This window comes from Paenibacillus sp. FSL R5-0486 (assembly GCF_037975155.1).
Taxonomy (GTDB): Bacteria; Bacillota; Bacilli; order Paenibacillales; family Paenibacillaceae; genus Paenibacillus; species Paenibacillus amylolyticus.
This window is the reverse complement of sequence record NZ_CP150237.1, coordinates 5371956-5397984: the sequence shown is the minus strand read 5'-3', so window position 1 is coordinate 5397984 and position 26029 is coordinate 5371956. Positions and strand designations below refer to the sequence as shown.

Here is a 26029-nt window from a genome sequence, read left to right as displayed (position 1 = left end):
AAACGTTATTACGTGTCCTTTTTTCTTGGAGGTGCAGTGCTCTAAGCAACACTGCACCCTCAAGAAAAGTAACTATTTTAGACATACATATATTCATCCACCCAGCTGGTACTTAACGAAAACGGGATAGGGCGAACCTGCTAATATCCTGATCCGTGTACCCCGTTTGCACCAAGTCGGATAGAATCTGCCCAATGGCACTTGCGAACTTGAAGCCGTGACCGGAGAAACCGCCTGCGAGCCACACACGTTCATGGGCAGGGTGTCGGTCGATGATAAAATCTTCATCCGAAGTGAATTCATACTTGCACACACTACCACGTTTCAATTCTCCAGCTGCCTGAGGCATATGAAGTTCGAGCAGCCTGCGCAGATCCCCCTCGTCCGTTTCTTCCGTACCAAATGGAGCCATTGTACTTCCTGGTGTCCACACCTGGCCTGTATCATGACGACCCATCTTCAGACCTGATCCGCCCATGCTTGGAAATCCATAATATGTACCTTCTTTTCCCGCCAGTGTAAAACCAGGGAAGTTTGTCTCGCCGTATAAGGCTTCTGGTGCATCAAACCATCCAACCGTTTTACGCACTGCCTGAATGGGGAGATCCACGAAAGGTTTTAATGTCTGAAACCAGGCACCAGCGCTCAGAATGATTTGATTTGCATGGTATGTCTCACCACCTGAAGTCTGAACTGCAACGGAATGTGGTCCGTATTCGATATGCTCCACAAGCGTGTGCGTTAACAAGGTGGCACCGTGAGTTTCGGCTGCTTTGCGGAAGGCACGAATACAGGGTTCACTATACAGATAACCCGCATCAGGCTCATACATGCCCTTGTAATGTTCAGGTATTGTAATACCTGGCCAGCGTTTCATCACCTCGGCTGCGTGCAACGTTTCATAACGAATGCCTGCACCATCTGCATGGCTCAATCGGTTGTGGAAGGAATGAATCTCCGGATCAACCACATTTATTACACCGGAAGGAACAAACAGTTGGTCTCCGGTCGTTTCCTCCAGCTCGTGCCATAACTTCTGTGCAAGTAATGCCATGGCAATATAGTCAGGCCCACCACTGTACACATGGCGCATCAGTCTGCTATCCCCGTGATGACTTCCTTCCGTATGCGGAGGATCAAAGGCATCGATTAATAAAGTTTTGTATCCACTGCGCGATAGATAATACCCAGCACTCATACCCATGGAGCCGGCTCCAACGATAATAACGTCATATGATTGTGTGATAATAGCACGTCCTCTCCTATGTATCCTTTTCTACAGTAATGCCTTAATAGAACATATTAATAGTAAAAGCTTGATGAAGGCAAGTGTAGTAAAATGGACTTCTACAATGAATGTTGCAAAGGAGACTTCGCATGAGTGAGCAATTTAGGTTTGATCTATTTCCATTAATTCAGACAGAACGATTCATCCTCCGGTCAGCTGAGGCTGGAGACAGCCATGATCTGCTCGCGTTATATTCCGATGAAGCTGTGGTTCAATATATGCCATTCACTCCCTTTGAATCCGTAGAGGATGCACAGGGTGAGATGAATTGGTATACGAAGATTTTCAAAGAACACACGGGTTTACGCTGGATGATTGAAGACCGTGAAACTCGTAAAGTGATCGGAACCTGTGGGTTCCTGAACTATGAAGATGTACATAACCGTGCAGAGATTGGATACGATTTGCGTTCCTCTTTCTGGGGCCGCGGTGTTATGACTGAAGTGGCCCGTGCTGTGTTACATTTTGGATTCACAAGCATGCAGCTCAACAAGATCGAAGCAAAGGTTGAACCGGAGAACGAGGCGTCAATTCACCTGTTACATAAACTTGATTTTCAACAGGAAGGTGTACTGCGGCAGCATGAGTTTGAGAAAGGCAGATATATTGACCTTGCGGTGTTCTCTAAGTTACGAAGCGAAATATAGGCAAGCTAGCCCCATAAGGATTCCAATGACTCCATCTCATTCCAGAGCCGTAAGGCTTGTCCCTCTGAATGAGCCCATGCTATATTGGAGGGATGTGAGGAGATGAGGATATGAAGCTGGTGTCCTGGAATGTGAATGGCTTAAGGGCATGTGTGACCAAAGGATTCATGGATTATTATCGGGAGAGTCAGGCAGACATTTTCTGCCTTCAGGAGACCAAATTGCAAGCCGGACAGATTGAGATGGACCTGGGGGAAGATGTTTATCAATATTGGAATTATGCGATCAAAAAAGGTTATTCCGGTACGGCTGTATTTAGCCGAATCAAGCCTTTATCCGTTCGTTACGGGATGGAGGAGGACAGCGAGCCGGAAGGACGGGTGCTTACACTGGAGTATGATGAGTTTTATCTGGTGAACGTCTATACCCCTAACGCGAAGCGGGATCTGACCCGGCTGCCTTACCGTCTAGAATGGGAGGATCGATTCCGGGGGTACATTCTGCAATTGGAGCAGACTAAGCCGGTTATCGTCTGTGGTGACCTGAATGTGGCTCATCAGGAGATTGACCTGAAGAATCCGAAGCCCAATCTGGGCAATTCCGGATTTACCCTTGAAGAGCGTGGCAAGATGACTGATTTGCTTGCTTCCGGGTATGTAGACAGCTTCCGCCATCTGTATCCGGATCGTACGGATGTATACAGCTGGTGGTCTTATATGCCTAAGGTTAGAGAACGGAACGTGGGCTGGCGCATTGATTATTTTCTCGTATCCAATCAATTGGCACCTAAGGTGGCAGATGCGCATATCGACTGCCACGTGATGGGCAGTGATCATTGCCCGGTGGGTCTTACGTTGCAACTATAGGTAAGGATCATCATGAGATAGATTGAGGTAAGAGTTTTAGAATACAAGTATAGATGAACTGCAAGTTTCCTGAATGGGAGATTTGCAGTTTTTTTGCGTCACAGGTAGGGGAGGGACACTGGACTTTGGTTGGGGAAAGAACTGGACTCGGGATTGTTTCAATCCCGCTATTTCTTGGGTACGATTGAAGCATACATATATAGATGAACCTTTGGGGTAAGGGGTAGAGAAGATGAAGAAGGGGTTACGGAGAGGGTTAAAAGTGCTGGGAGGCATCATGCTTGCCACAGGACTTTTGCTGCTGGCAGGTACAGCGTATGAAGCGTATCAATCCACGCAGGATATGAAGTCCTATCCCCCGCCAGGCAAGTATTATGAAGTGAGTGGTCGCAACATGCACCTCTACACTGCTGGCAAAGGAGAGGTAACTGTGGTGTTTGCCTCAGGCTGGGGTACACCCAATCCGTATGTGGATTTCAGTCCGCTATATGACAAGTTGAAATCACAGGTAAAAATTGCAGTATATGATCGGTTCGGATACGGATACAGCGACTATACCGATGACCCTCGTGATGTTGATACCATCTCGGAAGAGATCCACCAATTGCTGCGAACATCCGGTCAACGTCCCCCTTACATCATGGTCGGTCACTCCCTGGGTGCGCTGGAGACACTGCGGTTTGCGCAAAGGTATCCTGATGAAGTGGCTGGCATGGTCATGATCGATGGTGGAAGCCCGGAGTATTACAGTCGTACGGACCTCAATACACCGGAATGGATGATGGATGGGTCCCGTTTTCTGGTGAAAACAGGCATCGCACGAACATTGTTGCAATCGGATCGCATGATGGCATCTCTGGTCATTGACCCCAATCTGGTAACGGAACCGATGAAAAAAGCCGTCACGATATCCACGCTGAGACATGCGTACAATGACAATGTCATGGAAGAGGTTCGTAATTCCAGAACAAATGCAGCTTGTGTGCTTGAGAACAAAACGAAGTTTGGCTTCCCCCTGACGATCCTCACAGCCGGTTCGGAGGAGTTGGATGAGGACAGTCGTGCATGGCAGGACGACCAAGCGAATTTTGCTTCATGGTCAAGACACGGAACACAGCTGACGGTTCCACAAGCGACACACAGTATCCACAACAGTCAACCGGATATTGTCGCCGCCGAGATCATGAAATTAGTGACACCGTCCAGTGACCTATGAGTAACATGATTCCACAAATACATGATGAACAGGAGGAGGAGGGATGGATGAAAAAGTTTAAAGTAATCACCCGCTTCCTGTCCATTCTTGTAGTCAGTTGTCTATTGTCTCTAAGTGTATTATCTGTATCTGTGATATGGGTTAAGAATAACGTTCATGCGGTGCCTGTGATCCAGCCGTTTGAACGTGATTAGCACATGAAACTAAGAAGAAGGAGTGGTAACAGATGGTGAAGAGAAGGAAATATGTATTGGCCTGTGCGGCACTGGCGATGATGGTGGCCTTGAGTGCTTGCAGCAGCGCGGCAGACGAACCGAGTGATACGGAGAAGGTGGACACTGAAGTTTCCTCTGGAACTGGTGAACAAGCGACTAAAGAAGGTGCAGGCGAAGCAACAACAAGTGCAGTGACCGAAACGGAGGGTACGACTGCACCAACCGACTCGGATTCAGATCGTGGTGAGGAAGCAACTGCTGGAACCAATGAGTTGCCGGAGAACTTGCCAAGTGATTTCCCGTTGCCGGAAGATGCTACGATTCGTTTAGCCAATTCTGGTGAGAATGAAGGCAAGCAATCGGCCATGGTGATTTTCTCCACTGAACAAGATATGAAAACCGTATCCCAGCTGTATAAAGATTACTTCAACGCCAAAAAGTTGACCGATGCAGGTCAGACGATCGATGACAAAAATATTATCATTCAGGGAACCGATCCGGAAACGCAGGATGTCTGGTCCTTGATTGGAGGAACATTGGCGGGACAGGAAGGCGTCATTGAACTGACGTTGACCTGGACAGAATCATAAGCAGAAGATAAGGGCTACTTTTCTTTCCTGCTTTTTTTCTTCCTAAAATAACGAATGAACGCCATAATACCTTGCATACGGAGCCGCATTATTGTTGCACCGCTGCAAGGTATTTTTATTTCGAACTGGAAACCTGACAGGTTACATGATATGTTATATCATTATAAACAGAGTAATAGACAACTATAGAAGAAGACAGGAGAGGATTGAACATGATTAGAGTGGGTATTGTTGGTTACGGTAACTTGGGTAAAGGTGTAGAGAAAGCCATTTCCCAGAACGAGGATCTGGAACTGATTGCTGTGTTTACACGTCGTAATCCGGAGCAGATGGTCGCTGAAAGCACAGAAGTACGTTTTGAGCATATCTCTGCAGCGGAGCAATACATAGGCAAGGTTGATGTTATGATCCTCTGTGGTGGTTCTGCAACCGACCTTCCAGAGCAGACACCAGCCATCGCCAAGTTGTTCAATACGGTAGATAGCTTCGATACACATGCGAAGATTCCTGAATTCTACAAGGAAGTTAATGCTGCGGCAGAGCAAGGCGGTCACGTAAGTGTCATTTCCACAGGTTGGGACCCAGGCTTGTTCTCCATGAACCGTCTGCTTGCACAGTCTATCCTGCCAGAAGGAAAAGAGTACACGTTCTGGGGCAAAGGTGTGAGCCAAGGCCACTCGGATGCTATTCGTCGTGTTCCAGGCGTTAAGGCGGGTGTACAGTATACTGTACCTGTTGAAGAGGTGATCAACCGCATTCGTGCAGGGGAGACACCAGAGCTGTCTACACGTGAGAAACATCTGCGTCAATGTTATGTGGTAGCAGAAGATGGTGCTAATCAGGATGAGATCCGTGAGACGATTGTGTCGATGCCTAACTACTTTGCAGATTACGATACAACTGTAACGTTCATTAGCGAAGAAGAATTGAAATCCGAGCATGAAGGTATGCCGCATGGTGGATTTGTAATTCGCAGTGGGGTTACAGGTGCTGGTCAAAAGCAAATTATTGAATTTGGTCTAAAACTCGACAGCAATCCTGAATTTACAGCAAGCGTACTTGTAGCGTATGCAAGAGCCGCACAACGCTTGAGCGTGGAAGGACACAAGGGAGCGAAAACGGTATTTGATATTCCGCTCGGTCATTTGTCTCCAAAATCGGCTGAAGATCTTCGCCGCGACTTGTTATAATTCTGATTCGTTCCAGTGATTTTATAGAAACAGCTCGTCCTTGGATGTATAGGACGAGCTGTTTTTTTTGCTGTTGCTGTATACGATTCATACATTCATATGAATTGGCAGGTACTATCCTGCCTGTATCCCTGCTCGTGCTCTTGCGGAAATGGCACCCTACATCCAGTGTGAGGGAATGTTAAGATGATCCGGCAACTTGGTATTCACATTACCTTTGGCTGCATTAATCTGGGATTGCGTCAGGAAGATGCCACCTCTCAGGTCTGCATCGCCCAGATCCGTATCCCGCAAGTCCGCGCCAATCCAATCCGCATTTCGTGTATCTGCATATCGGAGATCGGCTGCGATCATTAAAGCCCCTCGGAAGCTTGCACCCCGCAGGTCAGCCCCTTTTAAATTGGCACCAAAAAAGTCACTTCCGGTACGTTTTTTACTCTTCTTCGACTGTCCTTGTCCTTGAGCGGTGGGTGGCACATTCGCGCGTACCATCTCACTTGCCTGGACCAAGAGTTGATTCACACTGGACCGATAATTGGCGATGTCCAGACGGAGGAGTGCCGCAGGCTCCAGATTGCTCAAGCGCTCAACCTCCTCATATAACTCACCAAATGCCGAGTGAAGGGATGACGTCTCCGGTCTCATCATCATTTCCTTCATATAACTGAGCAACTCGTGAAGTTGTCGCAAGGCAGGCAGACAATCGAACATCTCGTTTGCAGACTCTGGATGATCACGCCAATCTTTGCCCGCGTAGGTCACTTGGGACAGCTTCTGTCCAGCTCCGAAACAGTCGTATACCGTGCAACCTTTGAACCCTTTCTGCCGAAGCTGGGTATGGATACCGCAGCGATTGTCCGTGCGCAGATTGGGACAGGGTGTGCCGCTGGCTTTATCAAAAGCAAAGTCAGATGACTTGCCATAGGGCAAGGCAACACAGCACAGGCCAAAACATTGCTCACAGTCTGCGCTAAGATGAGGACTCGCAGTGCTGGCAAATGGTTGGTTAGACAATGTAAACACTTCCTTATAATGGTACAAATAGATGGAATTACGTCAGTACCACTTTACCATTGCATTGCGATTAGAGCAATTGAAGACAAGGAAAAAAGGGCAGTTACCCAAATGGATGGGAACGCCCTTTGATCGTGGAGAATCACGTATTTAAATTAAACTACACCTTGAGCAATCATGGAATCCGCTACCTTGAGGAAACCGGCGATATTCGCTCCGGCTACGAGGTTGCCTTCACAGCCATACTCTTCAGCAGCTTCTACACAGCTGGTGTAGATGTTCTTCATGATGTCATGCAGCTTGGCGTCTACTTCTTCAAATGACCAGGACAACCGCATGCTGTTCTGTGACATTTCAAGAGCAGACACGGCTACACCTCCGGCATTAGCCGCTTTGGCTGGACCGAACAGCACGCCTGCACCGTGGAAGACGTCAATGGCAGCCAGGGTGGAAGGCATATTCGCCCCTTCGCCAATGGCCTTCACGCCACCTTTGATTAGAAGGGCCGCAGCTTCTTCATCGATCTCATTTTGCGTTGCACATGGAAGAGCAATATCACAAGGGATAGACCAGATGCCTTCACAGCCTTCGGTATATGTAGCATGCGGGTGTTCTTTGATGTATTCGCTGATGCGAAGACGATCAACCTCTTTCAGACGTTTCACAGTATCCAGGTTGATGCCTTGTGGATCGTGTATGTAGCCACCTGAGTCACTACACGCCACGACTGTAGCTCCAAGCTCCTGTGCCTTCTGAATGGCATAGATGGACACATTACCAGAGCCAGAGACAACGACTGTGCTGTCTTGGAAGCTGAGCCCCTTGGATTGCAACATCTCCTTCACGAAGTACACACAGCCGAAGCCAGTCGCTTCCTTACGTGCCAAGCTTCCTCCGTACAGCAGACCTTTTCCTGTCAATACGCCTGCCTCATGCCCGCCATGAATACGTTTGTATTGGCCGAACATGTAACCGATTTCCCGTGCGCCTACACCAATGTCACCTGCCGGTACATCCGTATCGGAACCGATATATTTGTACAGCTCTGTCATGAAGCTTTGCGTGAAACGCATGACTTCCAGATCCGATTTTCCTTTGGGATCGAAGTCAGAACCACCTTTACCGCCGCCAATGGGCAGACCGGTCAAAGCATTTTTGAAGATCTGTTCGAAGCCAAGGAACTTGATGATGCCCGAGTATACAGAAGGATGGAAGCGAAGTCCGCCTTTGTAAGGGCCAATGGCACTGTTGAATTGCACCCGGAATCCACGGTTAACCTGAACTTTGCCCTGATCATCTACCCATGGGACACGGAATGTGATTACACGTTCAGGTTCAACAAGCTGTTCCAACAGACTATGGTTCTTATACTTGGGGTGTGCTTCAATAACAGGAATAAGGGAATCCAGAATTTCTTTGACAGCCTGATGGAACTCGTCTTCGTGCGGATTTCTGGCGACAACCGACTCGTAAACGGAATGAACATATTCTGCGGCAGTAACTTGAACGGACTCTGTAGTTTCTTTTGTTATCGTGGACACTTTTTCGATGCACTCCTTTATTGTGTTAAAGTCTGTAGAGGCTTATTTGCATAAATTGAATAAAAGTTTGTAGTTAAATATACAGGAAAGCAAATAAAAATACGAGATAAAAATTCATAAAATGTTTTTTATGCAGTAATTAAAATGTTCTATGGATCTACCATATGATGTGAAGAATTAAGTTATTAAATGGAAGATATGACCACAAATGATAATAAAAAAGCAAGTTAGACGAATATACTGGATTAAAATATTAGTTTTGGTAAGATGGTAAGAAGGTCTCGTATTCCGGGGTCTTTTTAAAATATAAAGGAGGAAAACAAGATGATGAAGAGAAACATGCCAATCAACATGGAGAACAAGGCTTGTATAGGGGGGGAAATCTACTATGAACCATAGGACCTCCCGCCATAATTGCAGAGAGAAGCTGGTGAGCCAGCTATTTACATTCGGTGAAGAGAAAAGAACATTTCTCGACGACTATTTCGACGCGCGTGATCCAGAGCGGATACAATTGGAAAAACAATTGTCCGCATATACAGAGTATGTGGAAAAACTGCTCCTGGGTCCTGATGAAGATCTGGACTCAGCTGTATTGATCGGCAGTCATATTGATTTTGAATATCTCGATTTTCATACGTCAGATTCGTTCATGATTGTCATGCCAGAGGATACTAATCCTGATGAGGGTCGTATTTCCTTCCTCTCTCCAGTAGGGAGTCAATTACTGCTTGGCAGTAAAGGGGAAGTTAGGTCTGTTCATACACCATCAGGTTCCATGAGAATCCGCATTACGGGGATCGAGCTGAGGAGCGAAACCTTGAACGAGCCGGCGCTAGGGGGTGCAGATCATGCACTTTAAAGAGACGGACTTACCAGGGATTGGACGTAAATACTGGCTGCATACCCGTAGTGGTGAGCATTTGGTCATAGTGATTCATAACGACGAGCGACGTGACCTGTTCCATATGGAGTCAGGGGATACACCTGAAGAGGTGGGTGATATGGTATCTCTGGTCACCCTGGACGATGATGAAGCCCGGGCGGTAGCCGCTATTGTTGGTGGTATGACCTATAAACCGAAGTTTCAGGATGAGCGTGAAGTGATGCTTGAAGGGCTGTTAATCGAATGGCTACGGATTGAGCCCCACGCCGCAAGCGTAGGCATGACGATTGGTGAACTGGATATCCGTCAGGCTACGGGCGCCGTAATTCTCGCTGTTGTGACCAAGGATAAGGAGAAGCATTTTAATCCAGGCCCGGATTATGCTTTTACCGCTGGAGCTACAATTGTAGTTGCCGGTGAACGGAATCAGATCAAACATCTCAAACAATTGTTGACTGATGGACGGACTTAGCCTATGGATATGCTCATATTCGAAGTGGGAATTGCCGTTGCGCTGATTACACTTACTGGGCTGATATCTTCACGATTACGATTTTCAGTCATTCCTTTCTATATCCTGATTGGTATGGCTGTTGGACCACATGCACCACAGATCGGCATAGTGGATTTACGTTTTATCGAAAGTTCGACCTTTATTGAATTTATGGGCAGGCTTGGCATTCTGTTTTTGTTATTTTATCTGGGTTTGGAGTTCTCGGTCTCCCGTTTATTAAAGTCTGGTAAAGCCATTCTGACCGGGGGCATGTTCTATGTTGGTCTGAATTTTATCTCTGGATTGCTGTTGGGGTGGTTCATGGATCTGCCCCTTCAGGAGACACTTGTTGTCTGCGGGATCATGACCAGCTCTTCTACAGCCATTGTAGCTAAAGTGCTCGTTGATCTGAAACGCACGGCAAACCCTGAAACAGAGATTATTATGGGCATGATCATGTTTGATGACTTGTTCATCGCGATTCATATCTCCATCCTGACCGGGCTTGTGCTCAGCGGGGCAACTTCATTCTTAAGTGTTCTGTTAGTATCGCTGTCTGCCCTGCTGTTTATTGTGCTGTTCCTGATTATTGGCAGGAAAAGCATCAAATATATTGATAAGGCACTGAATATCAAGTCATCAGAGTTGTTTCTGCTTACCGTCATGACACTGCTCTTCCTGGTAGCAGGTTTCTCGGAGACGCTGCACGTAGCGGAAGCTATTGGAGCGTTGATGATGGGGCTTGTGTTGGGCGAATCAAGACATGTGAGTCGGATTGAACATCAGATCATGCCTTTCAAAGATTTTTTTGGTGCAATTTTCTTCTTCAGTTTTGGCCTGACCATCGAGCCGGCTTCACTTGGCGGAGCTGTTGGGATGACGATTATTGCCGTTATTCTGACGATTGCCAGTAACTATGGTGCAGGTATGATCGCTGGCAGACTGGCTGGAATGAGCCCTAAAGCATCATTGAATGTGGGCTTTACCCTGGTCTCGCGGGGTGAATTCTCCATTATCATGGCGAACATCGGCAAGGCCGGAGGGCTGATGGCATCCATCCAATCGTTTGCCGTGTTGTATGTGTTAATTCTGGCTGTGCTGGGGCCTATCCTGACCAAAGAATCTCCGCGGATCTATGCTCAGTATGCGCGGCTAAGGAAGCGGATGAAACGAAGGGAAACGGGTTGAGTCAAACGCTGTATGTCCTAGGACAGACAGGTTATTCTGACCGTAGTGTTTAATAGGCGCCACACCATTTGGAGAGCGAAATTACTCCAGGGTGTGGCGTTTTTTTATTACGAGGAATCCATCCAATACAGCCTTGTTATTATACCTACTTCACCAAATTATGGTATGTATCCATATCTTGTGCGTGGTCGTGAATGTTTAAGTCCACGGGCAGGACTATAGTTGTGATTTGGTTGAGAGGGATTGAAAATAAGAACATATTATGTAAAATAATGTTATATTCAAATCTAGCAATTGAACGCACTATGTACACGAGAACGAACGAGGAGGAATAGCTCATGAACAAGAAAAGTAGATTTCAACGGTTAAAATGGGCCGGTACAGGGGTGTTGCTCAGTCTCGTATTATTTGCTCTGCCTGCATCTGCTGCATGGAACGATACATATCAGGGTTACGCGACGTATACAGGCTCAGGTTACTCGGGAGGTGCAGTGTTGCTTGATCCCATCCCGGCGGACATGAAGATTACTGCACTTAATCCGTTTCAACTCAATTATAACGGTGTCAAAGCTGCTTTAGCGGGAGCCTATCTCGAGGTGCAGGGCCCTAAAGGCAAAACAACCGTCTATGTAACAGACCTTTATCCAGAAGGCGCCAGCGGAGCGCTGGATCTCTCACCGAATGCCTTTAACCTGATCGGTGACCCAAAGGCAGGTAAAATCGATATCAGCTGGAAAGTGGTCAAAGCTCCAATTCAAGGCAACGTCTCTTATCGGATCAAGGAAGGCAGCAGTCAGTGGTGGGCAGCCATTCAGGTTCGTAATCACAAATATCCGGTGCTGAAGTTCGAAGTGAAACAGAAGGATGGTACGTGGCTCAATCTTGAAAAGCAAGACTATAATCATTTCCTCGGAACTGGACTGGGCAAAGAAAAATTAAACGTTCGTATTACCGATATTCGCGGTCAGGTATTAAATGACACGATCCCGGCTCTGCCTAATGATGGGTCAGGTGGTGCATATATCGTACCGGGCAATGTACAGTTTCCCGATTGACAGATATACGGAGTTGTTATAAAAAGAAGTATGGTCATAGACGTATTCTTAACGAAAAGTCGTACACTGTACGGCTTTTTTTTGTATACAAAAAGAGGAGAATGTAACGTATGAAAAAAAGTTTGCCTTCATATCAGACAACACATCCCTATTGGAAACAGTATCAGGGCTTTTTCCCGGAAGAAGTGAGGTTAGGGGAGCATACAGCTCCTGAGGAAGAATGGTGGGAGTCAAATGGGGTTCATCTGCATATCGATCGCTTGCCTGCGCCGGAGTCTTCAATCAAAATTCTGTTCATTCATGGTGCGGGAGGCAATGGCAGGTTGCTCGCTCCGTATGCCCGCATGTTGCAGCGACATGGATACGAGGTGGTATCGCCAGATCTTCCGCCATATGGGTTAAGTTACGCAATGTCTGGTACACGTATTAACTACGAACTTTGGATAGAGCTGCTTGTGTCACTCATCGAACGGGAATACAAAAAAGACGGCAAGCCAATCGTTGTATTGGGAAGTAGCATCGGAGGGATGCTTGCCTATCACACCAGTGCACGCAGCAAGCGTGTTAAGGGTTTGATCGCAACTACATTTGTAGATACGAGTAATCCGAAAATGCGAGATCAGCTTGCACCGAATCGTCTGGTGAGTCGGGCGGGAAAACGGATGATGGATCTGTTCCCAGGTCTGCTGAATCATGTACGTATTTCGGTCAAACAGGTATCCCGAATGCAACTGATTACTAATAACCAGGACTTAACCCGGCTTATTATGAATGATCCACAAGCGGCAGCTACACGTATTCCGTTGAAATTATTAAGAACATTCCTTAATAAAAAACCGGAAATAAGCCCGGAACAGTTCAACCAGTGTCCGGTCCTGTTGGTTCACCCTGAACTGGATCCCATGACACCGATCAGGTTCAGCCAATCTTTTTTTGATCGTCTGGTGGTGGAGAAGGAATGTGTGATCTTGGAAGGGGCAGGTCATTTTCCTATAGAGCAGCCAGGGCTGAACCAGTTGGAGGTAGCGGTACTACGATTTTTACAACAAATTCAATGATGAACACTGGCTACTACACTGCTTCGCATAAGATAGTTTACATATCCTAAGTACGTAAAACACCTCCCACTAAGGGAGGTGTATTTGAATGTTTTTGATATGAATTGCACTACCGCCAACCTGAATCTGTGTGATTTCATTAGAGCTGTCCAATGTTAATCTGGCTCGGATCTCAGAGGGGCGGTTCATGGTATACCCTTGTCTGATCATGTACGTGTGAAGATGAGGATCTGTAAGCTGGTTGTATTGGGATAAATAACAGAGCATGGCACCATTGGATGTGCCTGTCGCGCTCTCTTCCGGTATATCATAAAGCGGTGCAAAATTACGGCATTCTGCCAGAACGTCCTCAGCATCTGATTCGAGTGTAAACACGTGATAACCTATGGCATGATGAGCCTTGCTTATTTCAGTGATACGCTGGAAGTCAGGATCGATACTGGTCAGAACATTAACATCTTTAACAGCTATCAGGATATCGGGTAACCCGGTAGACACAATCTGTACAGGTAGCTCGGAATGCAAATCCTCCATAGAAATACGTAACGAATCGGCAATCTGCTGTCGATCCACGATCTCCCCAAACTCCGGCAACGTCTGAGACAGATAGACTTCTCCATTGACTTCGATATCAACTTTAAGAATTCCGGCCAGTGTCTCCAGTGTATATGTACCAACATTAACGAGATGTTGTGTCTTCATTAGATAAAATAAAGCAATTGTGGCATGTCCACATAGATCGACTTCATCACTTGGGGTGAAATAACGTACTTTGAAATCAGCCTGATCCGACGGCATGACAAACGCAGTCTCTGAAAAACCGACTTGTCTGGCAATCTCCTGCATCTGGGTTTCAGACAAATGCGCTGCTTGTAAAACAACACCTGCGGGGTTTCCGCCATGAGCCTTGTCCGAAAATGAATGTAATGTACTTACTTCTACTTCCATCGTGTTACCTCGCTTGTTCAGTTATTGGGTTAAGATTTAACGTAATCGATAATGGACATTATATCACGATTGTTGAACGGGCTTGTGAATCCCAGATTGCTGTGAATTTTGAATGAATAGGTCAAGTGATCGCCGGGAAAGGGTAATGAAGGGAGAGAGAGTATAACAATAATCAATGAAAAGGCTGGGATTTCTAATGAAAGCAATTGTGATTGAGGAATTTGGTGGAGCGGAACAATTGAAGGAACAAGAAGTAGCCAAGCCAACATGTGGAGTGAATCAGGTATTAATTCGAACACATGCCACGTCGGTGAATCCGGTCGACTTCAAAATCAGACAAGGTTATATGAAAGAAGCAGCGGAGAATTTTCCGTTGATTCTGGGCGGCGATGTTGCGGGTATTGTGGCTGAAGCAGGTTCAAATGTCACGCGGTTCAGAGAAGGTGATCGGGTATTTGCGCGTCCGCGTCAATTCGGAACCTATGCAGAATATGTTGCTGTTGATGCAGACATTATTGCCCGTATACCGGAGCAACTGAGTTTCGAGGAAGCAGCAGCGATCCCGCTAGCGGCGATGACGGCATGGCAGGCACTTGTGGATCACGGACGTTTAGGCAAAGGGCAGAAGGTACTCATTCATGCTGGTGCAGGTGGTGTGGGAACGTATGCCATTCAGATCGCCAAGTCCCTCGGCGCTGAAGTGGCTTCCACGGCAAGTGAATCAAACGAAGCGTTGCTTCGCTCGTTGGGTGTGGATCATTTTATCAACTATAAAAAAGAAGATTTCTCGGAGATTCTCTCCGGTTATGATGTTGTGCTGGACACCATGGGCGGTGATATTCAGCGCAATAGCTTCAAGGTGTTAAAGTCTGGCGGGCATCTGGTATCCTTGGTGGAACAACCGGATGAGAAGCTTGCCAAGGAAGCCGGAGTAACGGCCAACGTCTTCATGATGGAGCCCAAAGGGGATCAACTGGATCAGCTGGCTGAACTGGCTGCGGAAGGCAAGCTCAAATCGATTATTGATGGAACGTACCCGCTAACTCAACAGGGAGTAAGGGAAGCACATGAGAAGAGTGAAACCCATCATACCCGCGGGAAACTGGTTATTCAGGTGCAATAGAATTCATTAACTCGTAGAAGTATTTGGACTCATGAGTCTGATATAGATTGTACCAGGCCTGTAATGTTTCTGGTGTATAGACATTCAACAGCTTCAACACATGCATCGTAAATTCTAACGGAGCTATTCCAGATGCAGTAACTAGATTTCCATCGGTTACTGCAGGCTCCGTTACATAATAGGTTTCTCCAGTATAATCTGGGCATATCATCTTCAGGTATTCTAAATCATTGCTTGTATGCTGTCTGGAATCCAGTATCCCTATTTTTGCAAGTGCAACTGTCGCACCGCAAATCGCCGCAATAACCGTACCCTCTTCTATAGAGGCAGCAACTTTTTTCAATAGGGGATCATGGATGGTGTCCATCCAGGTGTTTCCTCCTGGAAGAATGATGACGTCATCACTTTTCAATGTACATTCATCAATAGAAATATGAGGAAGGATGTTCAATCCGCCCATGGTAGTTACCGGATGTTTATCCACGCCTACGGTTACGACCTGTAAAGGCTTGATCTCTTTCCTGAAATACCTTCCCGAGTTCAATTCAGCAGTTAGATATCCTACCTCCCAGTCTGCCATCGTATCAAATACATATAGATATACGTTCTTCGTTTGCATCATACATGCTCCTTTTGTTTTCATGATTGAATGGATTACTCTTGTATTATAAATTAACTTCACTGACATCTACGGTCAGTGAAGTTTTTAAATTTGAAAATTAACAGCCCTAAGAACCAATATAGGGACTGCTCCCCAATTGTAGTGGAATAAGATATAATAGGAGAAATTTATTCCATTTTGTGCATGAGGTGATTAGGATGTCCAACGAACTCATTCAAGCCATTCAATTGTTAAAAGAAAAGAAATGGGTGGATCTGACCCATACGTTTGGTCCAAACTCTCCACATTTTTCAGCTTTTGAGGCAGCGCAATTCGATACACTGTTTGATCACGATCAAGGTTTCTTTGCCCAGAGCTTCAAGTTCCCGGGTCAATACGGGACACATCTTGATGCGCCGATCCACTTCGTTCGGGATACCCGGTATCTGGATGAGCTGGGCTTGAAAGAGCTTGTGCTCCCGTTTGTGGTCATTGACCAGTCCGCCGAAGTAGAGAACAATCCGGATTTCACACTGGATGTGGAGCATATTCTTGAATTTGAAAGAGAGCATGGCGTGATTGAAGCTGGAAGCTTTGTAGCCTTACGTACCGATTGGAGCAAACGCTGGCCTAATCATGAAACATTTGATAACAAGGATGCGGAGGGCAACAGTCATGCACCTGGATGGTCGGTTCGTGCGCTCATGTTTTTATTTGAGGAAAGAAAAGTACAAGCCATTGGGCATGAAACCTTTGACACGGATTCAGCGGTGGATTATCAGAAGAATGGGGCACTTCTGGCAGAATATTATGTACTTGCCCAGGATACATACCAGGTCGAGCTGTTAACAAACCTGGATCAGGTGCCGGCTAAAGGCGCGGTAATCTTCAACATTGTACCCAAAGCGGAGAGAGCTTCTGGTTTTCCAGTCCGGTCCTTTGCCATTCTGCCGTAATACGGGGTAGATCAAAAGCTGAAATAGTTAAATCAGGTACAGAACTCAGAATGATACTCAAGTAGAAAGCCGGCTAAATAGTCGGCTGTTTTTCAGCTAAGGGGCAGGATAGTGGCAAGGTAGCTCTTTGATACGGCTCATCGTAAATCATTCTATAACTTATTGAAATTGCTTGCAGATTTAATATTGACGGTAATTGCAATTTAGCCTCACGTAATGTAAAATTACTTAACGGAAAAACATGGAAGGGGTGGGGGTATGAGGTGGAAAAGTAAGACTTATATTCAGTCGACTTGTGTAATTTCATATTTCCATTCCTGTAGGACACTAAAGCATTTATTGCTTTAGTGTTTTTATTTTATGGGGGTGTATTAATTGTCAAGGTATAAAAGAGTTCTCGTTAAGCTAAGTGGCGGAGCAGTAGCCGGAAACTCTGAATTTGGTTTTGAACCGGAAAGATTGGACCAAATCGCTGATGAAATTATGTCAATAGTAAACTTAGGAGTTGAAGTATCATTAGTTATTGGTGGGGGTAATATTTTTCGAGGTAATATGGCGGAAAGCTGGGGGATAGAAAGGGCAGAAGCTGACAACATTGGAACACTTGCGACTGTAGTAAATAGTTTAATGCTTCGTGGAGTTCTTAAAGCCAAGACCAAAAAGGAAGTACGGGTAATGACCGCTATACCTATTACTTCAGTTGCAGAACCATACATCCGTCTAAGAGCAGTTCACCATCTAGAGAAAGGCTATATTGTAATTTTTGCAGGAGGGAACGGTCAACCTTACGTTACAACAGACTATCCTTCAGTACAAAGAGCCATCGAGGTTAATTGTGACGCCTTATTAGTTGCAAAGCAAGGTGTTGATGGTGTTCTTAATGCAGACCCTAAATTTGATAAAAATGCAAAGAAATTTCGTTCGCTTCATTACAACGACGTTTTAGAACACAACTTAAAGGTAATGGACCAATCAGCTTTCATTTTGGCAAGAGACTACAATTTGCCAATGCATGTGTTTAACTTCGATAAACCAGGTTCGATGAAAGAAATCTGTGAGGGTAAGAATAATGGTACGATAATTAGTGGCGAATCAATTCTAGAGTTGGAATGAAGTATGTTAGAAATACTACTCTTCCTTGATTTAGCGGAACGATAGTTCCACAAAAGAGAAGTTCTATTCAAAATCCCACTCGGCCATGGAGTGGGATTTTGTTTATGTTGATATGTATATCTTGTGATCAAAAGATACTTTATGTTTTGATTCATTACGGTGATCCGTATCATAGGTAGAAGTACAGAACATTACGCTAACGGGAAACGATAGCTCAATAAATCCAACAAAGCAGCTACCAACGTGATCAGCTGCTTTAGTTCAACTAACGGGCAGAATAGTTGAAAAAGGTATTTTTATTTAAACCTCGAATATTTAATGTAATCGGATAGCTAAAAATTTGATGATAAACAGGACTTAGATACGATGATAAAGGTTTCGGAGGAGTATTTTGGAGAACTAAGAATCTTGAAGTTATAAAAAAAGGTACAGTCTTTATCGAGAATGACAGTTATTTTCCAACAGAACAACAAGTGATGTTAAATTTCTAAGTACATAATCTAAACGAGACTATGAAGCATCTTGAACAGATTAGTGTACTTCTTGCAAAGAAAAAAGAGATTAGTGAATTTGGAAAGTTTATTTTGAATGAAGTTCCTGAAGGTCGACTGGTCGAGCTTTGGGAGAAATAACGGCATTAATTTTAAGATTAGAACAGGTATTCCATAATTTATATTATATATAAGGGGTAAGTGTATGCAGATTAGAGCTTTTCAAGAGTCCGATAAAGATTTCATTGTAAGTCTGGCTTTACGATTTATGGACTTTGAGCTGATGAGCTGGCGTGATCCAGACAAAATGGAAGAATCACAGCTCAGCCTAGCCCAAGAATCAGTAGACAATCTTTCTCCTGGTACGGAGATTTTTGTGGCGGAAGATGAAACAGGAGAGCTACTGGGTTTCCTTGAAGTACAGCCGCATAAAGATAAATTGAACGATATAGAACAAGGTTATATTGTGGCGATTGCGGTTTCTCCACAAGGAGAAGGAAAAGGGGTCGGCAAGGGACTCATGACCAAAGCAGAAGAGTGGTCAAGGCAAAAAGGCTATCGACAGCTTATACTGAATGTCTTTAACAATAACCTTCGTGCCGTAAATTTCTATAAGCATTTAAATTATGAAATTGAAGTTGTGAAGATGGTAAAAGAGCTATAGAGACCCTTACTTATAAGCTAACGGGAAACGTTAGTTCATAAAGCATGGGGAAGACTGCAGGATGGCAGGCTGCTCTTTTTTCATTTAGCTAACTGGCAAGAGGCAAGTAAGCTTATGAGGAACCAAGTTCAGCTAGGATTTGATTTATTTAGAAGCATAAATGTGTGCTTTGGCAAACTTATGGGTTAAGTCACAACTAACAAAGTCTAAATGATTCACATATGTAAATAGCAAGCAAGGGAGGCGTATTCCGCCTCCTTTTTATGTTGTTACTTTTGATCCGAGTGAGGATCTTGATTAAATCTTTGAGAGATTTTTTTCTCTGTTTTCTTACGCCGTATCCAGCGCTTGAGTATGCCTTCTTCTTTGCGTTCTTGCAGTGTTTCCTTCAAACCTTGAATCATAAATTCCGATCTTCGTCTGTCATCCCGACTAATCTCGCGTAATTCCTTAATAAATTTGTCGTCCATATCTGCCTCTCGCTTATTCAGGATAATCCCATTATACCGAACGTACGTTCTTTTATCAAGTTTTTCCATTACGAATGATTTTCGAGATCAATATAGTGAAAAGCAGCACAGGAACAATACGTGGCATGTGTGAGAATGGTACTAGAGGGTTTGAGTATAATCCTCCATATATGAGGTTGAGAAACGAGAGAACGGAAGGAGCCATTCATGATGAAGCAGCGTATAGGCAGATCGTGGTTACTCATGTTGATGCATGGAATGCTGGGGATTGGGGCGATCATTGGAGGCATCATTTTAATCATAGACCCATCCGGAAGTATGGTGAATTTGCCCGCATCTTTGTTGGAGAATTCTCCGTTTGCCAGTTTTTTGTTCCCGGGGATCATCCTATTGCTAGTTCTTGGCGTGATGCCTACAATGATTGCTATTTCGCTCATCTGCTACATTCATTGGGGGCTGGGTGAGAGACTGAATCTCTATCCTGACCGCTATTGGGCTTGGACTTTTTCGTTGTATACGGGGTTTGCTCTCATCATCTGGATTATGGCGCAGGTGTACTGGATTCAGGATGTCTCTATCATTCACTTGGTCTATTTTGCATGGGGAGTGGGTATCCAAGTTGTGAGCTTATTGCCCGGGGTACAGCGAATATATTCAAAATAAACTGCTTGTATATTGAACAAACGGCTGTCGAAAGAATCGTTGAATGATTCTTTCGACAGTTATTTTTTATGGACATCGAGATAATACGCGTTGTTGTAGTCTTGTTGTCCACATGTTCCTTGGACTGAAAACGGCTCGGATAAATCTATATCATATTGACAAAGAACTATTATCCTCGCATACTTACGTAATACACTTTATAAAGTTTGTTTATTAACTAGAGAAATAGTCACATGTGGTAAGTATCGCAAAATCCTAATCCGTATGAAACAGGGAGGTAAGTATGGATGGTCTACGTTATTATGGCAGTTATAATATGGGCAGGTACCTATGCAAGTATGGTCTTGTCAAAGCAACCGATTGAAGTGAAACCTGTGAAATCGATGGATGATTTGTTTGAGTGAACAAAGTAGCTTGGCCGATTTCGATCCTTTTCCAGCACGATGGAACTCATGTGTTCGAGTAAGGCATTATGTTATGATATGGTGTGAATGACATCCATACCATTGCTTTGGCTCAATTGAACCAGAGTAGAAACGAGAGGGTTATGAAAAAAGCCAACGCTACAATGATGAAATACATCAATTTGAATAATGTGCGTGAAGTCATGCAGCAGATTGAAACGGCGACCAAACCGCAATTAGCTTTATTAACCAATCTTAGTGTTGTTACCATTAATGCGCTGATTCAGGAATTATGTGATGGCGGAGAGTTGTTCCAGGATAAAGTGGTTCCCTCTAACGGCGGTCGTCCTGCTCAGGCATATCGATATAATTATAACTTCAAGCTTGCTTTGGTTCTTTACATCAAAGAGATGAAAGGCCAGGAGTTGATTTCGGCGACGGTCATGAATCTGGAGAATAAGGTTGTGTTGAAGGAAGAGCGCATCTTGCCTGCTTTTGATAAACAGCATATGCTGCAACTTATCGCGCGTTTCATTAAGGAATATCCCTCCATTGATATGATCGGCATCGGTATTCCGGGGCAAGCCGTTGATGGGGACATCACGGTGAGCAGTCATGAAGAGCTTATCCATTCACATCTGATACGGGAGATCGAAAGCGAGTTTCAATTGAACGTTCTCGTGGAGAATGATGTTAATGCAGCGATTAGCGGATACTGTACACAGCATGCGGATATGAAGGAACGGAGTGTAGCAGGAATTTATTTTCCGAACCGATACCCGCCGGGTATGGGCATGATGTTGAATGGACAGATGATCCGTGGGAAAAACGGGATGTTTGGTGAGATCAAGTATCTTCCTTATTCACCTGATTGGCACCGTGACATGAGCAAAGATGATTTTGTAGTGAACGTATGTCACATCTTGCAAACGATTAATGCCGTCGTTGCCCCGCACCAGATTGTCATTTATCAGGAACGGGTGGAGAGAGAAGAGCTGGATATGGCGTGGAAACAATACGGGAAGGATCACCCCATGCCGTCGTTGCCTGAGATCGTACATCAGGATTCGTTCCAACATGATTTTGATGCTGGGTTACGAGGAATGGTGCTTCAGGCGTTGAAGTCAGGCATTCTATCAGAAGCCTTATAACCCACAGGCCATGTCTTTGGCTTTTATTTTATAAGCTAACCCTTGTAGAGGAGGATTCATGATGCGTGAAGAAGAGAGAATCATGAAAGGCGTGTTGTTCAGTCCAAGTGATCCCGAATTAAAGATCATCAAAAGGCGGGCCCATAATCTCAGTCAGCGTTACAGTCAGACCTTTGAAGAACAGACTGAGGAAAGGAATCAGATATTACAACAGTTAATGGGGCAGATCGGTGAAGGTGGATTCATGCAAGGCCCCATCTTCTTTCATTATGGTGTGCATACCCGGATAGGCGAGCATTTCTTCGGTAATTACAATCTGACGATACAAGATGACGCACAAGTGACGATCGGGGACTATACCAGTTTTGGACCCAACGTTACGATTGTTACCCCCATTCACCCCATGATTGCCAGCGAGCGGAGACAGATGGTGGACCAGAACGGTGATGTGAAGTCGCTATGTTATGCCAAACCGGTCACGATTGGTAACGATGTATGGATCTCGGCAAACGTCACAGTGTGCGGGGGCGTAACGATTGGAGACGGCTGTGTCATTGGAGCAGGTAGCGTGGTGACTCGTGATATTCCACCGCATTCTTTTGCAGCAGGCGTACCGTGCAAAGTTATTCGCAAAATTACTGATGCGGACAGCATGCGAAACTACCCCGATGTTCTGGCAGATTGCCGTGTGCTGGAAGAATAAAAAAGGCTGCCATCAGGATCAAATAGATGATCCTGGTGACAACCTTTTTTTTGTTATGCGTTTACTTGGAGGCGTTGTAGTTACTCAAGAATTCTTTTACTTTTGCAGGATCAGCTTTCAATTCATTCCCGGTCTGAACGAGCGGGCTTACTGTAGAGTATGCTTTGAGTTTGTTGTTCTTGTAGAAACTCAAAATCTCATCCTGATTAATGGAGTACAGCACGGCTTTTCTCAGGTCACTGCTCTTGGCAACTTCACGATTGGCCGTGTTGAACAACAGATAGGAGACAGCGTTACTTGGCAGACTTTGCAGTTTCAGTTTGCTGTCATTTTCGATGATGTCATACTTGGTTTCAGGTACACCGTAGTATAAGTGAATTTCACTGCTGCGAAGAGCAGAGAGGGCGCTGTCTGCATCCGCGATGAATCGGACGTTAACCTGAGCAATTTTGGGCTCATCTTCCGTACCTTTACGGTAAGCTGGATTTTTTAAGAATACACCTTCATAATCATTTTTATAAGACAAAATATAAGGTCCGCTAGTATAAAGGGTGTTATTGTATGCTGCGCCTTCAGTCACCGTGTTCTGATCACCGTAAGGAATATCTTTGTTGACGTCAAAGGAAGCTACATCATATGTGTTGATGCTCTCCACCTGTTTTTTGGACACGATACCCGCAGATTGGTGAGCCAGATAGTTCAGTACTTGCGGGAAAGGTTCAGTTGTTGTCAGTTTAACGACCTGATATTTACCTGCGCTATTATCTGCTTTGGTTTTGTCCGTCACGAGTTCTGTAATTTTGCTGCCCAATCCTTGTTCCAATGCTTCGAGGATTGTGCCGTTACCGCTGGATTGTTTAATGGATTGTAATGCACTCAGATCCGTTACAACCTCAGCTTCTTTGATGTGTTCATGCAGACTGTACGTCCGGTGATCCGGAACGGAATCTTTATTTTTAGCACGATCCAGGGAGAAGATCACATCATCTGCACCGACACGTTCTCCTGTATCTACAGCTTTTTTGTTATCAATCTTCGCAAAGTTGATATCGTCTCTGAGAATGAAGTAGTAGTCCGAATTACCTTCAGCAATACTGAAGTTATGGGACAGTGATCCATCTGCTGTCAGCTGATCGTCATCTGTCAAGTTAACGAGACGTACATACATATTGGTATTCAACTGGTTGATGGAGCCGTCGTTTCCTTTGATTGGATCAAGGGAAGTCAGTACGGATGCACTTTGCGTCAGAATCAACGGATCTTTGGCATTTTTGGAGCTGTCCTTGAACTCAATTGGTTCCCAAGCCATGGCGCGGGATTTGGAGAGACGAACGGTGTCGACATTCAGAATGTCTTGGTTCACAGCCTGACTTTTCAGGGAAATGTACAAAGGAGCGATATACGCCTGATCCGTTACCAAGCGATCTTCCAATTGTTTGTACGTGTCTTTGTACTCATCTGGAGTTTGAGTAGCTGCCTGATCGATGAGTTTATCAAGTTCCCCATCCGCAAGGATACTGTAATCTCCACCTGTTTTGAAAAGGGAACGCACCGCATAATCGGGATTTCCCGTTACCGTTGTCCAGCTGGACAAGGCAATGTCATAATTCCCTGCATCCTGCTGGGATTTGAAGCTACCATAATCCGGCTGCAGGTTCAGTTTCACATTGAAGCCGTTTTTAGTCAGCTGGTCGCGCACAATGTTTACATCATTTTCGGAAGAACTCATGGCGAGCAGTTCAATGTCAGCCGGTTTTTGTGCAGTTTCTGTTGTATCCGCTGGTGTGGTCTCCGCCTGGGATTCGGTTTTCGTTTTTACACTGCAACCGGAAATCACAATGACGAGAATTAATAGTAATGAGATCAGTGTACGTTTTTTCATGGGATTACCCTCCATATCTTGAATGTGTGATGTGTGATTTCTTTTTTTCTATATCATTCATTTCAATGACGAATCTTTTATGCCTTTTCCAGCTTGGGATCAAGCGCATCACGCAGACCGTCACCGAGAAAGTTAAACGAAAGAACCAGCAGAATAATAGCCAAGCCTGGATAAATCGCCAGATAAGAGTGGGTCTCCAGGTATGTACTGCCGAGCTTCAGAATGTTACCCCATTCCGGAATATGCGGCTCCACGCCGAGTCCCAGATAACTCAAACTGCTGGTAGCGATAACCGCTCCACCAATCGTGAGTGTGGACTTGATAATCATGGGCGCAAGGGAGTTGGGAATAATGTGTTTGAAAATAATCGTACGATTGTTGTACCCCAGTGCACGTGCAGCTTCCACAAATTCAAAAGTAGATACATAGAGCACACTGGCTCTCATGGTACGGGCGTAAGTTGGGATCGAACCCAGACTCAGCGCCAGAATAAGATTGACCGTATTAGCTCCAAACGCCGCAATAATGGCAATGGCGAGCAGAATTCCCGGAATCGCATAGAGAATATCCAGCAGCCGCATGATGATGTTATCCGTATGCCTTCCGTAGAAACCGGAGAATGCTCCGAGGACTCCACCGATCAACACAGGAATGATGGTCGACATGCAACCTACGATTAAGGAGATCCGGGCACCAAATACAATCCGGGAAAATAAACATCGTCCGAAGTCGTCCGTTCCCAAGGGATACGCAAGGGAAGGGGGTTGAAGCAGAGCGGAGTAGTTGTTTTCCACAGCCATGCTGTAATCAAAAGTAAAGAAGCTGCAAATCGATATCGAGAACAGAAAAATGATAAAAAACAAACCGGACATGGCAGTCATATTCGGAGCAAGTCGCTCCCACAGATCATTCCAGAAGTTTGATTTTTGTTTCCCCTGTCTGCGAATGCGCCCAATAATGGAAATGCCGAGCAATAGGGCAAATACATTACCTGTGATTGAGGTCAGAATCAGTACTACACTGACACCGATCATCCAGCGAGGGAGGATAGAGGTCGCGTTATATCGGGATACGATAATCAGTACGACCAGGTCGATGACCAGAATAAATATGAGCACCGCCATAGCTGGCAGAAAGTTGTCAGCCACATAGGGTTTGAAAACATTTAACGCGGATACACCGATGACGAACAGCTGGGTTAACAGCATATATACCGCAAAGGTGTACTCCACATTCCTGGCTTTTCGAATCAGATGAAAGGCTGCCGTTACGATAAATATATTTCCAGAAATGATGGCAAGTAGCTGAACCCAGGCTAACCTGCGGGTCAAAGTAGAGATCGTACCCGTACGGATCAAGTCTTTTCGAATCCGAAGGGTGATGACACTTTGGACCAGTGTGAAGAATACATAGATCCCAAGTATCGTTAGCAGAAATGGTTTGAACGTCTGCCCGCTCCAGTCATAACTGTTGAACAGCAACAAGGCAGTCAAGAGAAGGGACGTGATCCAGGCGAAGCTTGCCTGACTGTATTCTCGAGAAGACTTAAGCCGGAAACGCATTTCTTGTGTTAAGGACGAGTTTGTCATAATACACCTGCTTTAAGAGGTAGT

The 26029-nt window shown here is 45.1% G+C and carries 26 protein-coding genes and 1 pseudogene; 19 read left to right on the top strand and 8 right to left on the bottom strand.

Going from position 1 to position 26029, the window contains the following annotated elements; translation table 11 throughout:
* Window positions 1-112 precede the first annotated feature (112 nt).
* Window positions 113-1246: an N-methyl-L-tryptophan oxidase gene (gene solA, locus MKY01_RS23995; protein ID WP_339287247.1), complete on the bottom strand. Its 1134-nt coding sequence runs from the start codon at window positions 1244-1246 to the stop codon at window positions 113-115.
* Window positions 1247-1377: 131 nt separating this feature from the next.
* Between solA and MKY01_RS23990 the strand changes: the two genes are divergently transcribed.
* From MKY01_RS23990 to MKY01_RS23965, 6 genes are all read left to right on the top strand, one after another.
* Window positions 1378-1935 (top strand): GNAT family protein, encoded by a 558-nt coding sequence (locus MKY01_RS23990; protein WP_076328222.1) that lies wholly within the window; start codon window positions 1378-1380, stop codon window positions 1933-1935.
* A gap of 110 nt (window positions 1936-2045) precedes the next feature.
* Entirely contained in the window at window positions 2046-2801 is a 756-nt protein-coding gene (locus MKY01_RS23985; RefSeq protein WP_339283863.1) for an exodeoxyribonuclease III, read from the top strand.
* Between the two features lie 232 nt (window positions 2802-3033).
* Window positions 3034-4017: an alpha/beta hydrolase gene (locus MKY01_RS23980; protein ID WP_339283861.1), complete on the top strand. Its 984-nt coding sequence runs from the start codon at window positions 3034-3036 to the stop codon at window positions 4015-4017.
* Window positions 4018-4064: 47 nt separating this feature from the next.
* The gene (locus tag MKY01_RS23975; RefSeq protein ID WP_165790037.1) at window positions 4065-4211 is read left to right on the top strand and encodes a hypothetical protein; all 147 of its coding nucleotides are present in this window, start codon (window positions 4065-4067) and stop codon (window positions 4209-4211) included.
* Window positions 4212-4243: 32 nt separating this feature from the next.
* Entirely contained in the window at window positions 4244-4822 is a 579-nt protein-coding gene (locus MKY01_RS23970) for a hypothetical protein (RefSeq protein WP_339283859.1), read from the top strand.
* Window positions 4823-5028: 206 nt separating this feature from the next.
* Window positions 5029-6012, top strand: coding sequence for a diaminopimelate dehydrogenase (locus tag MKY01_RS23965; protein WP_076318750.1), 984 nt, complete (start codon window positions 5029-5031; stop codon window positions 6010-6012).
* A 159-nt stretch (window positions 6013-6171) separates the two neighbouring features.
* Here MKY01_RS23965 and MKY01_RS23960 read toward each other — a convergent pair whose 3' ends face one another.
* Together MKY01_RS23960 and gdhA are read right to left on the bottom strand one after the other, a co-directional pair.
* Window positions 6172-7026, bottom strand: coding sequence for a pentapeptide repeat-containing protein (locus tag MKY01_RS23960; RefSeq protein WP_339283857.1), 855 nt, complete (start codon window positions 7024-7026; stop codon window positions 6172-6174).
* A 155-nt stretch (window positions 7027-7181) separates the two neighbouring features.
* Window positions 7182-8567, bottom strand: coding sequence for an NADP-specific glutamate dehydrogenase (gdhA, locus tag MKY01_RS23955; RefSeq protein WP_174806476.1), 1386 nt, complete (start codon window positions 8565-8567; stop codon window positions 7182-7184).
* 388 nt (window positions 8568-8955) lie between these two features.
* Here gdhA and MKY01_RS23950 point away from each other — a divergent pair, with 388 nt between their 5' ends.
* From MKY01_RS23950 to MKY01_RS23930, 5 genes are all read left to right on the top strand, one after another.
* Window positions 8956-9429: a GreA/GreB family elongation factor gene (locus tag MKY01_RS23950; protein ID WP_051449595.1), complete on the top strand. Its 474-nt coding sequence runs from the start codon at window positions 8956-8958 to the stop codon at window positions 9427-9429.
* The gene (locus MKY01_RS23945; protein WP_036617317.1) at window positions 9419-9925 is read left to right on the top strand and encodes a cation:proton antiporter regulatory subunit; all 507 of its coding nucleotides are present in this window, start codon (window positions 9419-9421) and stop codon (window positions 9923-9925) included. Before MKY01_RS23950 ends, MKY01_RS23945 begins: the two co-directional genes overlap by 11 nt.
* Before the next feature lie 3 nt (window positions 9926-9928).
* Window positions 9929-11134, top strand: coding sequence for a cation:proton antiporter (locus MKY01_RS23940; RefSeq protein WP_339283856.1), 1206 nt, complete (start codon window positions 9929-9931; stop codon window positions 11132-11134).
* A gap of 338 nt (window positions 11135-11472) precedes the next feature.
* The gene (locus MKY01_RS23935; RefSeq protein WP_036617320.1) at window positions 11473-12189 is read left to right on the top strand and encodes an expansin EXLX1 family cellulose-binding protein; all 717 of its coding nucleotides are present in this window, start codon (window positions 11473-11475) and stop codon (window positions 12187-12189) included.
* Between the two features lie 110 nt (window positions 12190-12299).
* Window positions 12300-13247 (top strand): alpha/beta hydrolase, encoded by a 948-nt coding sequence (locus MKY01_RS23930; RefSeq protein WP_339283853.1) that lies wholly within the window; start codon window positions 12300-12302, stop codon window positions 13245-13247.
* A 69-nt stretch (window positions 13248-13316) separates the two neighbouring features.
* On the opposite strand, the gene MKY01_RS23925 is transcribed toward MKY01_RS23930, so the two are convergent.
* Entirely contained in the window at window positions 13317-14195 is an 879-nt protein-coding gene (locus tag MKY01_RS23925) for a PhzF family phenazine biosynthesis protein (RefSeq protein WP_339283851.1), read from the bottom strand.
* A 196-nt stretch (window positions 14196-14391) separates the two neighbouring features.
* On the opposite strand from MKY01_RS23925, the gene MKY01_RS23920 reads away from it, so the two are divergent.
* On the top strand, window positions 14392-15318 hold the full coding sequence (locus MKY01_RS23920) for an NADP-dependent oxidoreductase (protein ID WP_315371822.1): 927 nt from the start codon (window positions 14392-14394) through the stop codon (window positions 15316-15318).
* Here MKY01_RS23920 and MKY01_RS23915 read toward each other — a convergent pair.
* Window positions 15302-15937, bottom strand: a complete 636-nt coding sequence (locus MKY01_RS23915) for a type 1 glutamine amidotransferase family protein (RefSeq protein WP_315371825.1) — start codon at window positions 15935-15937, stop codon at window positions 15302-15304. The two genes, MKY01_RS23920 and MKY01_RS23915, sit on opposite strands and share 17 nt — an antisense overlap.
* A gap of 200 nt (window positions 15938-16137) precedes the next feature.
* Between MKY01_RS23915 and MKY01_RS23910 the strand changes: the two genes are divergently transcribed.
* The 4 genes and pseudogenes from MKY01_RS23910 (at window position 16138) to MKY01_RS23895 (ending at window position 19143) form a co-directional block, all read left to right on the top strand.
* Entirely contained in the window at window positions 16138-16875 is a 738-nt protein-coding gene (locus tag MKY01_RS23910) for a cyclase family protein (RefSeq protein WP_339283849.1), read from the top strand.
* A gap of 375 nt (window positions 16876-17250) precedes the next feature.
* On the top strand, window positions 17251-17988 hold the full coding sequence (gene pyrH / locus MKY01_RS23905) for a UMP kinase (RefSeq protein WP_036668708.1): 738 nt from the start codon (window positions 17251-17253) through the stop codon (window positions 17986-17988).
* A 416-nt stretch (window positions 17989-18404) separates the two neighbouring features.
* Window positions 18405-18620: pseudogene (locus tag MKY01_RS23900) on the top strand (hypothetical protein).
* Window positions 18621-18684: 64 nt separating this feature from the next.
* Window positions 18685-19143: a GNAT family N-acetyltransferase gene (locus MKY01_RS23895; RefSeq protein ID WP_047843914.1), complete on the top strand. Its 459-nt coding sequence runs from the start codon at window positions 18685-18687 to the stop codon at window positions 19141-19143.
* A 269-nt stretch (window positions 19144-19412) separates the two neighbouring features.
* Here MKY01_RS23895 and MKY01_RS23890 read toward each other — a convergent pair whose 3' ends face one another.
* Complete coding sequence (locus MKY01_RS23890) at window positions 19413-19613, bottom strand: hypothetical protein (RefSeq protein ID WP_026080945.1); 201 nt, start codon at window positions 19611-19613, stop codon at window positions 19413-19415.
* A 207-nt stretch (window positions 19614-19820) separates the two neighbouring features.
* Here MKY01_RS23890 and MKY01_RS23885 point away from each other — a divergent pair, with 207 nt between their 5' ends.
* The 3 genes from MKY01_RS23885 (at window position 19821) to MKY01_RS23875 (ending at window position 22534) form a co-directional block, all read left to right on the top strand.
* Window positions 19821-20276 carry a hypothetical protein gene (locus tag MKY01_RS23885; RefSeq protein ID WP_339283848.1) on the top strand — a complete coding sequence of 152 codons (456 nt, stop codon included), beginning with the start codon at window positions 19821-19823 and terminating at the stop codon, window positions 20274-20276.
* Window positions 20277-20823: 547 nt separating this feature from the next.
* Complete coding sequence (locus MKY01_RS23880; RefSeq protein WP_315372065.1) at window positions 20824-21831, top strand: ROK family protein; 1008 nt, start codon at window positions 20824-20826, stop codon at window positions 21829-21831.
* A 58-nt stretch (window positions 21832-21889) separates the two neighbouring features.
* Window positions 21890-22534, top strand: a complete 645-nt coding sequence (locus MKY01_RS23875) for a sugar O-acetyltransferase (RefSeq protein ID WP_315372064.1) — start codon at window positions 21890-21892, stop codon at window positions 22532-22534.
* Window positions 22535-22595: 61 nt separating this feature from the next.
* Here the strand turns inward: MKY01_RS23875 and MKY01_RS23870 are convergent, their stop codons facing one another.
* Window positions 22596-24416 (bottom strand): ABC transporter substrate-binding protein, encoded by a 1821-nt coding sequence (locus tag MKY01_RS23870; protein ID WP_315372063.1) that lies wholly within the window; start codon window positions 24414-24416, stop codon window positions 22596-22598.
* A 77-nt stretch (window positions 24417-24493) separates the two neighbouring features.
* A complete protein-coding gene (locus tag MKY01_RS23865) occupies window positions 24494-26005 on the bottom strand; it encodes an ABC transporter permease (protein WP_076328215.1) in 1512 nt (503 codons plus the stop codon).
* Window positions 26006-26029: the final 24 nt, after the last annotated feature.

Excerpts from the sequence above, each read along its gene's own strand:
- MKY01_RS23990 (WP_076328222.1), top strand. The coding sequence starts at position 1,378 with ATGAGTGAGCAATTTAGGTTTGATCTATTTCCATTAATTCAGACAGAA.
- MKY01_RS23985 (WP_339283863.1), top strand. The coding sequence starts at position 2,046 with ATGAAGCTGGTGTCCTGGAATGTGAATGGCTTAAGGGCATGTGTGACC.
- MKY01_RS23980 (WP_339283861.1), top strand. The coding sequence starts at position 3,034 with ATGAAGAAGGGGTTACGGAGAGGGTTAAAAGTGCTGGGAGGCATCATG.
- MKY01_RS23975 (WP_165790037.1), top strand. The coding sequence starts at position 4,065 with ATGAAAAAGTTTAAAGTAATCACCCGCTTCCTGTCCATTCTTGTAGTC.
- MKY01_RS23970 (WP_339283859.1), top strand. The coding sequence starts at position 4,244 with ATGGTGAAGAGAAGGAAATATGTATTGGCCTGTGCGGCACTGGCGATG.
- MKY01_RS23950 (WP_051449595.1), top strand. The coding sequence starts at position 8,956 with ATGAACCATAGGACCTCCCGCCATAATTGCAGAGAGAAGCTGGTGAGC.
- MKY01_RS23945 (WP_036617317.1), top strand. The coding sequence starts at position 9,419 with ATGCACTTTAAAGAGACGGACTTACCAGGGATTGGACGTAAATACTGG.
- MKY01_RS23940 (WP_339283856.1), top strand. The coding sequence starts at position 9,929 with ATGGATATGCTCATATTCGAAGTGGGAATTGCCGTTGCGCTGATTACA.
- MKY01_RS23935 (WP_036617320.1), top strand. The coding sequence starts at position 11,473 with ATGAACAAGAAAAGTAGATTTCAACGGTTAAAATGGGCCGGTACAGGG.
- MKY01_RS23930 (WP_339283853.1), top strand. The coding sequence starts at position 12,300 with ATGAAAAAAAGTTTGCCTTCATATCAGACAACACATCCCTATTGGAAA.
- MKY01_RS23925 (WP_339283851.1), bottom strand. The coding sequence starts at position 14,195 with ATGGAAGTAGAAGTAAGTACATTACATTCATTTTCGGACAAGGCTCAT.
- MKY01_RS23920 (WP_315371822.1), top strand. The coding sequence starts at position 14,392 with ATGAAAGCAATTGTGATTGAGGAATTTGGTGGAGCGGAACAATTGAAG.
- MKY01_RS23915 (WP_315371825.1), bottom strand. The coding sequence starts at position 15,937 with ATGCAAACGAAGAACGTATATCTATATGTATTTGATACGATGGCAGAC.
- MKY01_RS23910 (WP_339283849.1), top strand. The coding sequence starts at position 16,138 with ATGTCCAACGAACTCATTCAAGCCATTCAATTGTTAAAAGAAAAGAAA.
- MKY01_RS23895 (WP_047843914.1), top strand. The coding sequence starts at position 18,685 with ATGCAGATTAGAGCTTTTCAAGAGTCCGATAAAGATTTCATTGTAAGT.
- MKY01_RS23890 (WP_026080945.1), bottom strand. The coding sequence starts at position 19,613 with ATGGACGACAAATTTATTAAGGAATTACGCGAGATTAGTCGGGATGAC.
- MKY01_RS23885 (WP_339283848.1), top strand. The coding sequence starts at position 19,821 with ATGATGAAGCAGCGTATAGGCAGATCGTGGTTACTCATGTTGATGCAT.
- MKY01_RS23880 (WP_315372065.1), top strand. The coding sequence starts at position 20,824 with ATGAAAAAAGCCAACGCTACAATGATGAAATACATCAATTTGAATAAT.
- MKY01_RS23875 (WP_315372064.1), top strand. The coding sequence starts at position 21,890 with ATGATGCGTGAAGAAGAGAGAATCATGAAAGGCGTGTTGTTCAGTCCA.
- MKY01_RS23870 (WP_315372063.1), bottom strand. The coding sequence starts at position 24,416 with ATGAAAAAACGTACACTGATCTCATTACTATTAATTCTCGTCATTGTG.
- MKY01_RS23865 (WP_076328215.1), bottom strand. The coding sequence starts at position 26,005 with ATGACAAACTCGTCCTTAACACAAGAAATGCGTTTCCGGCTTAAGTCT.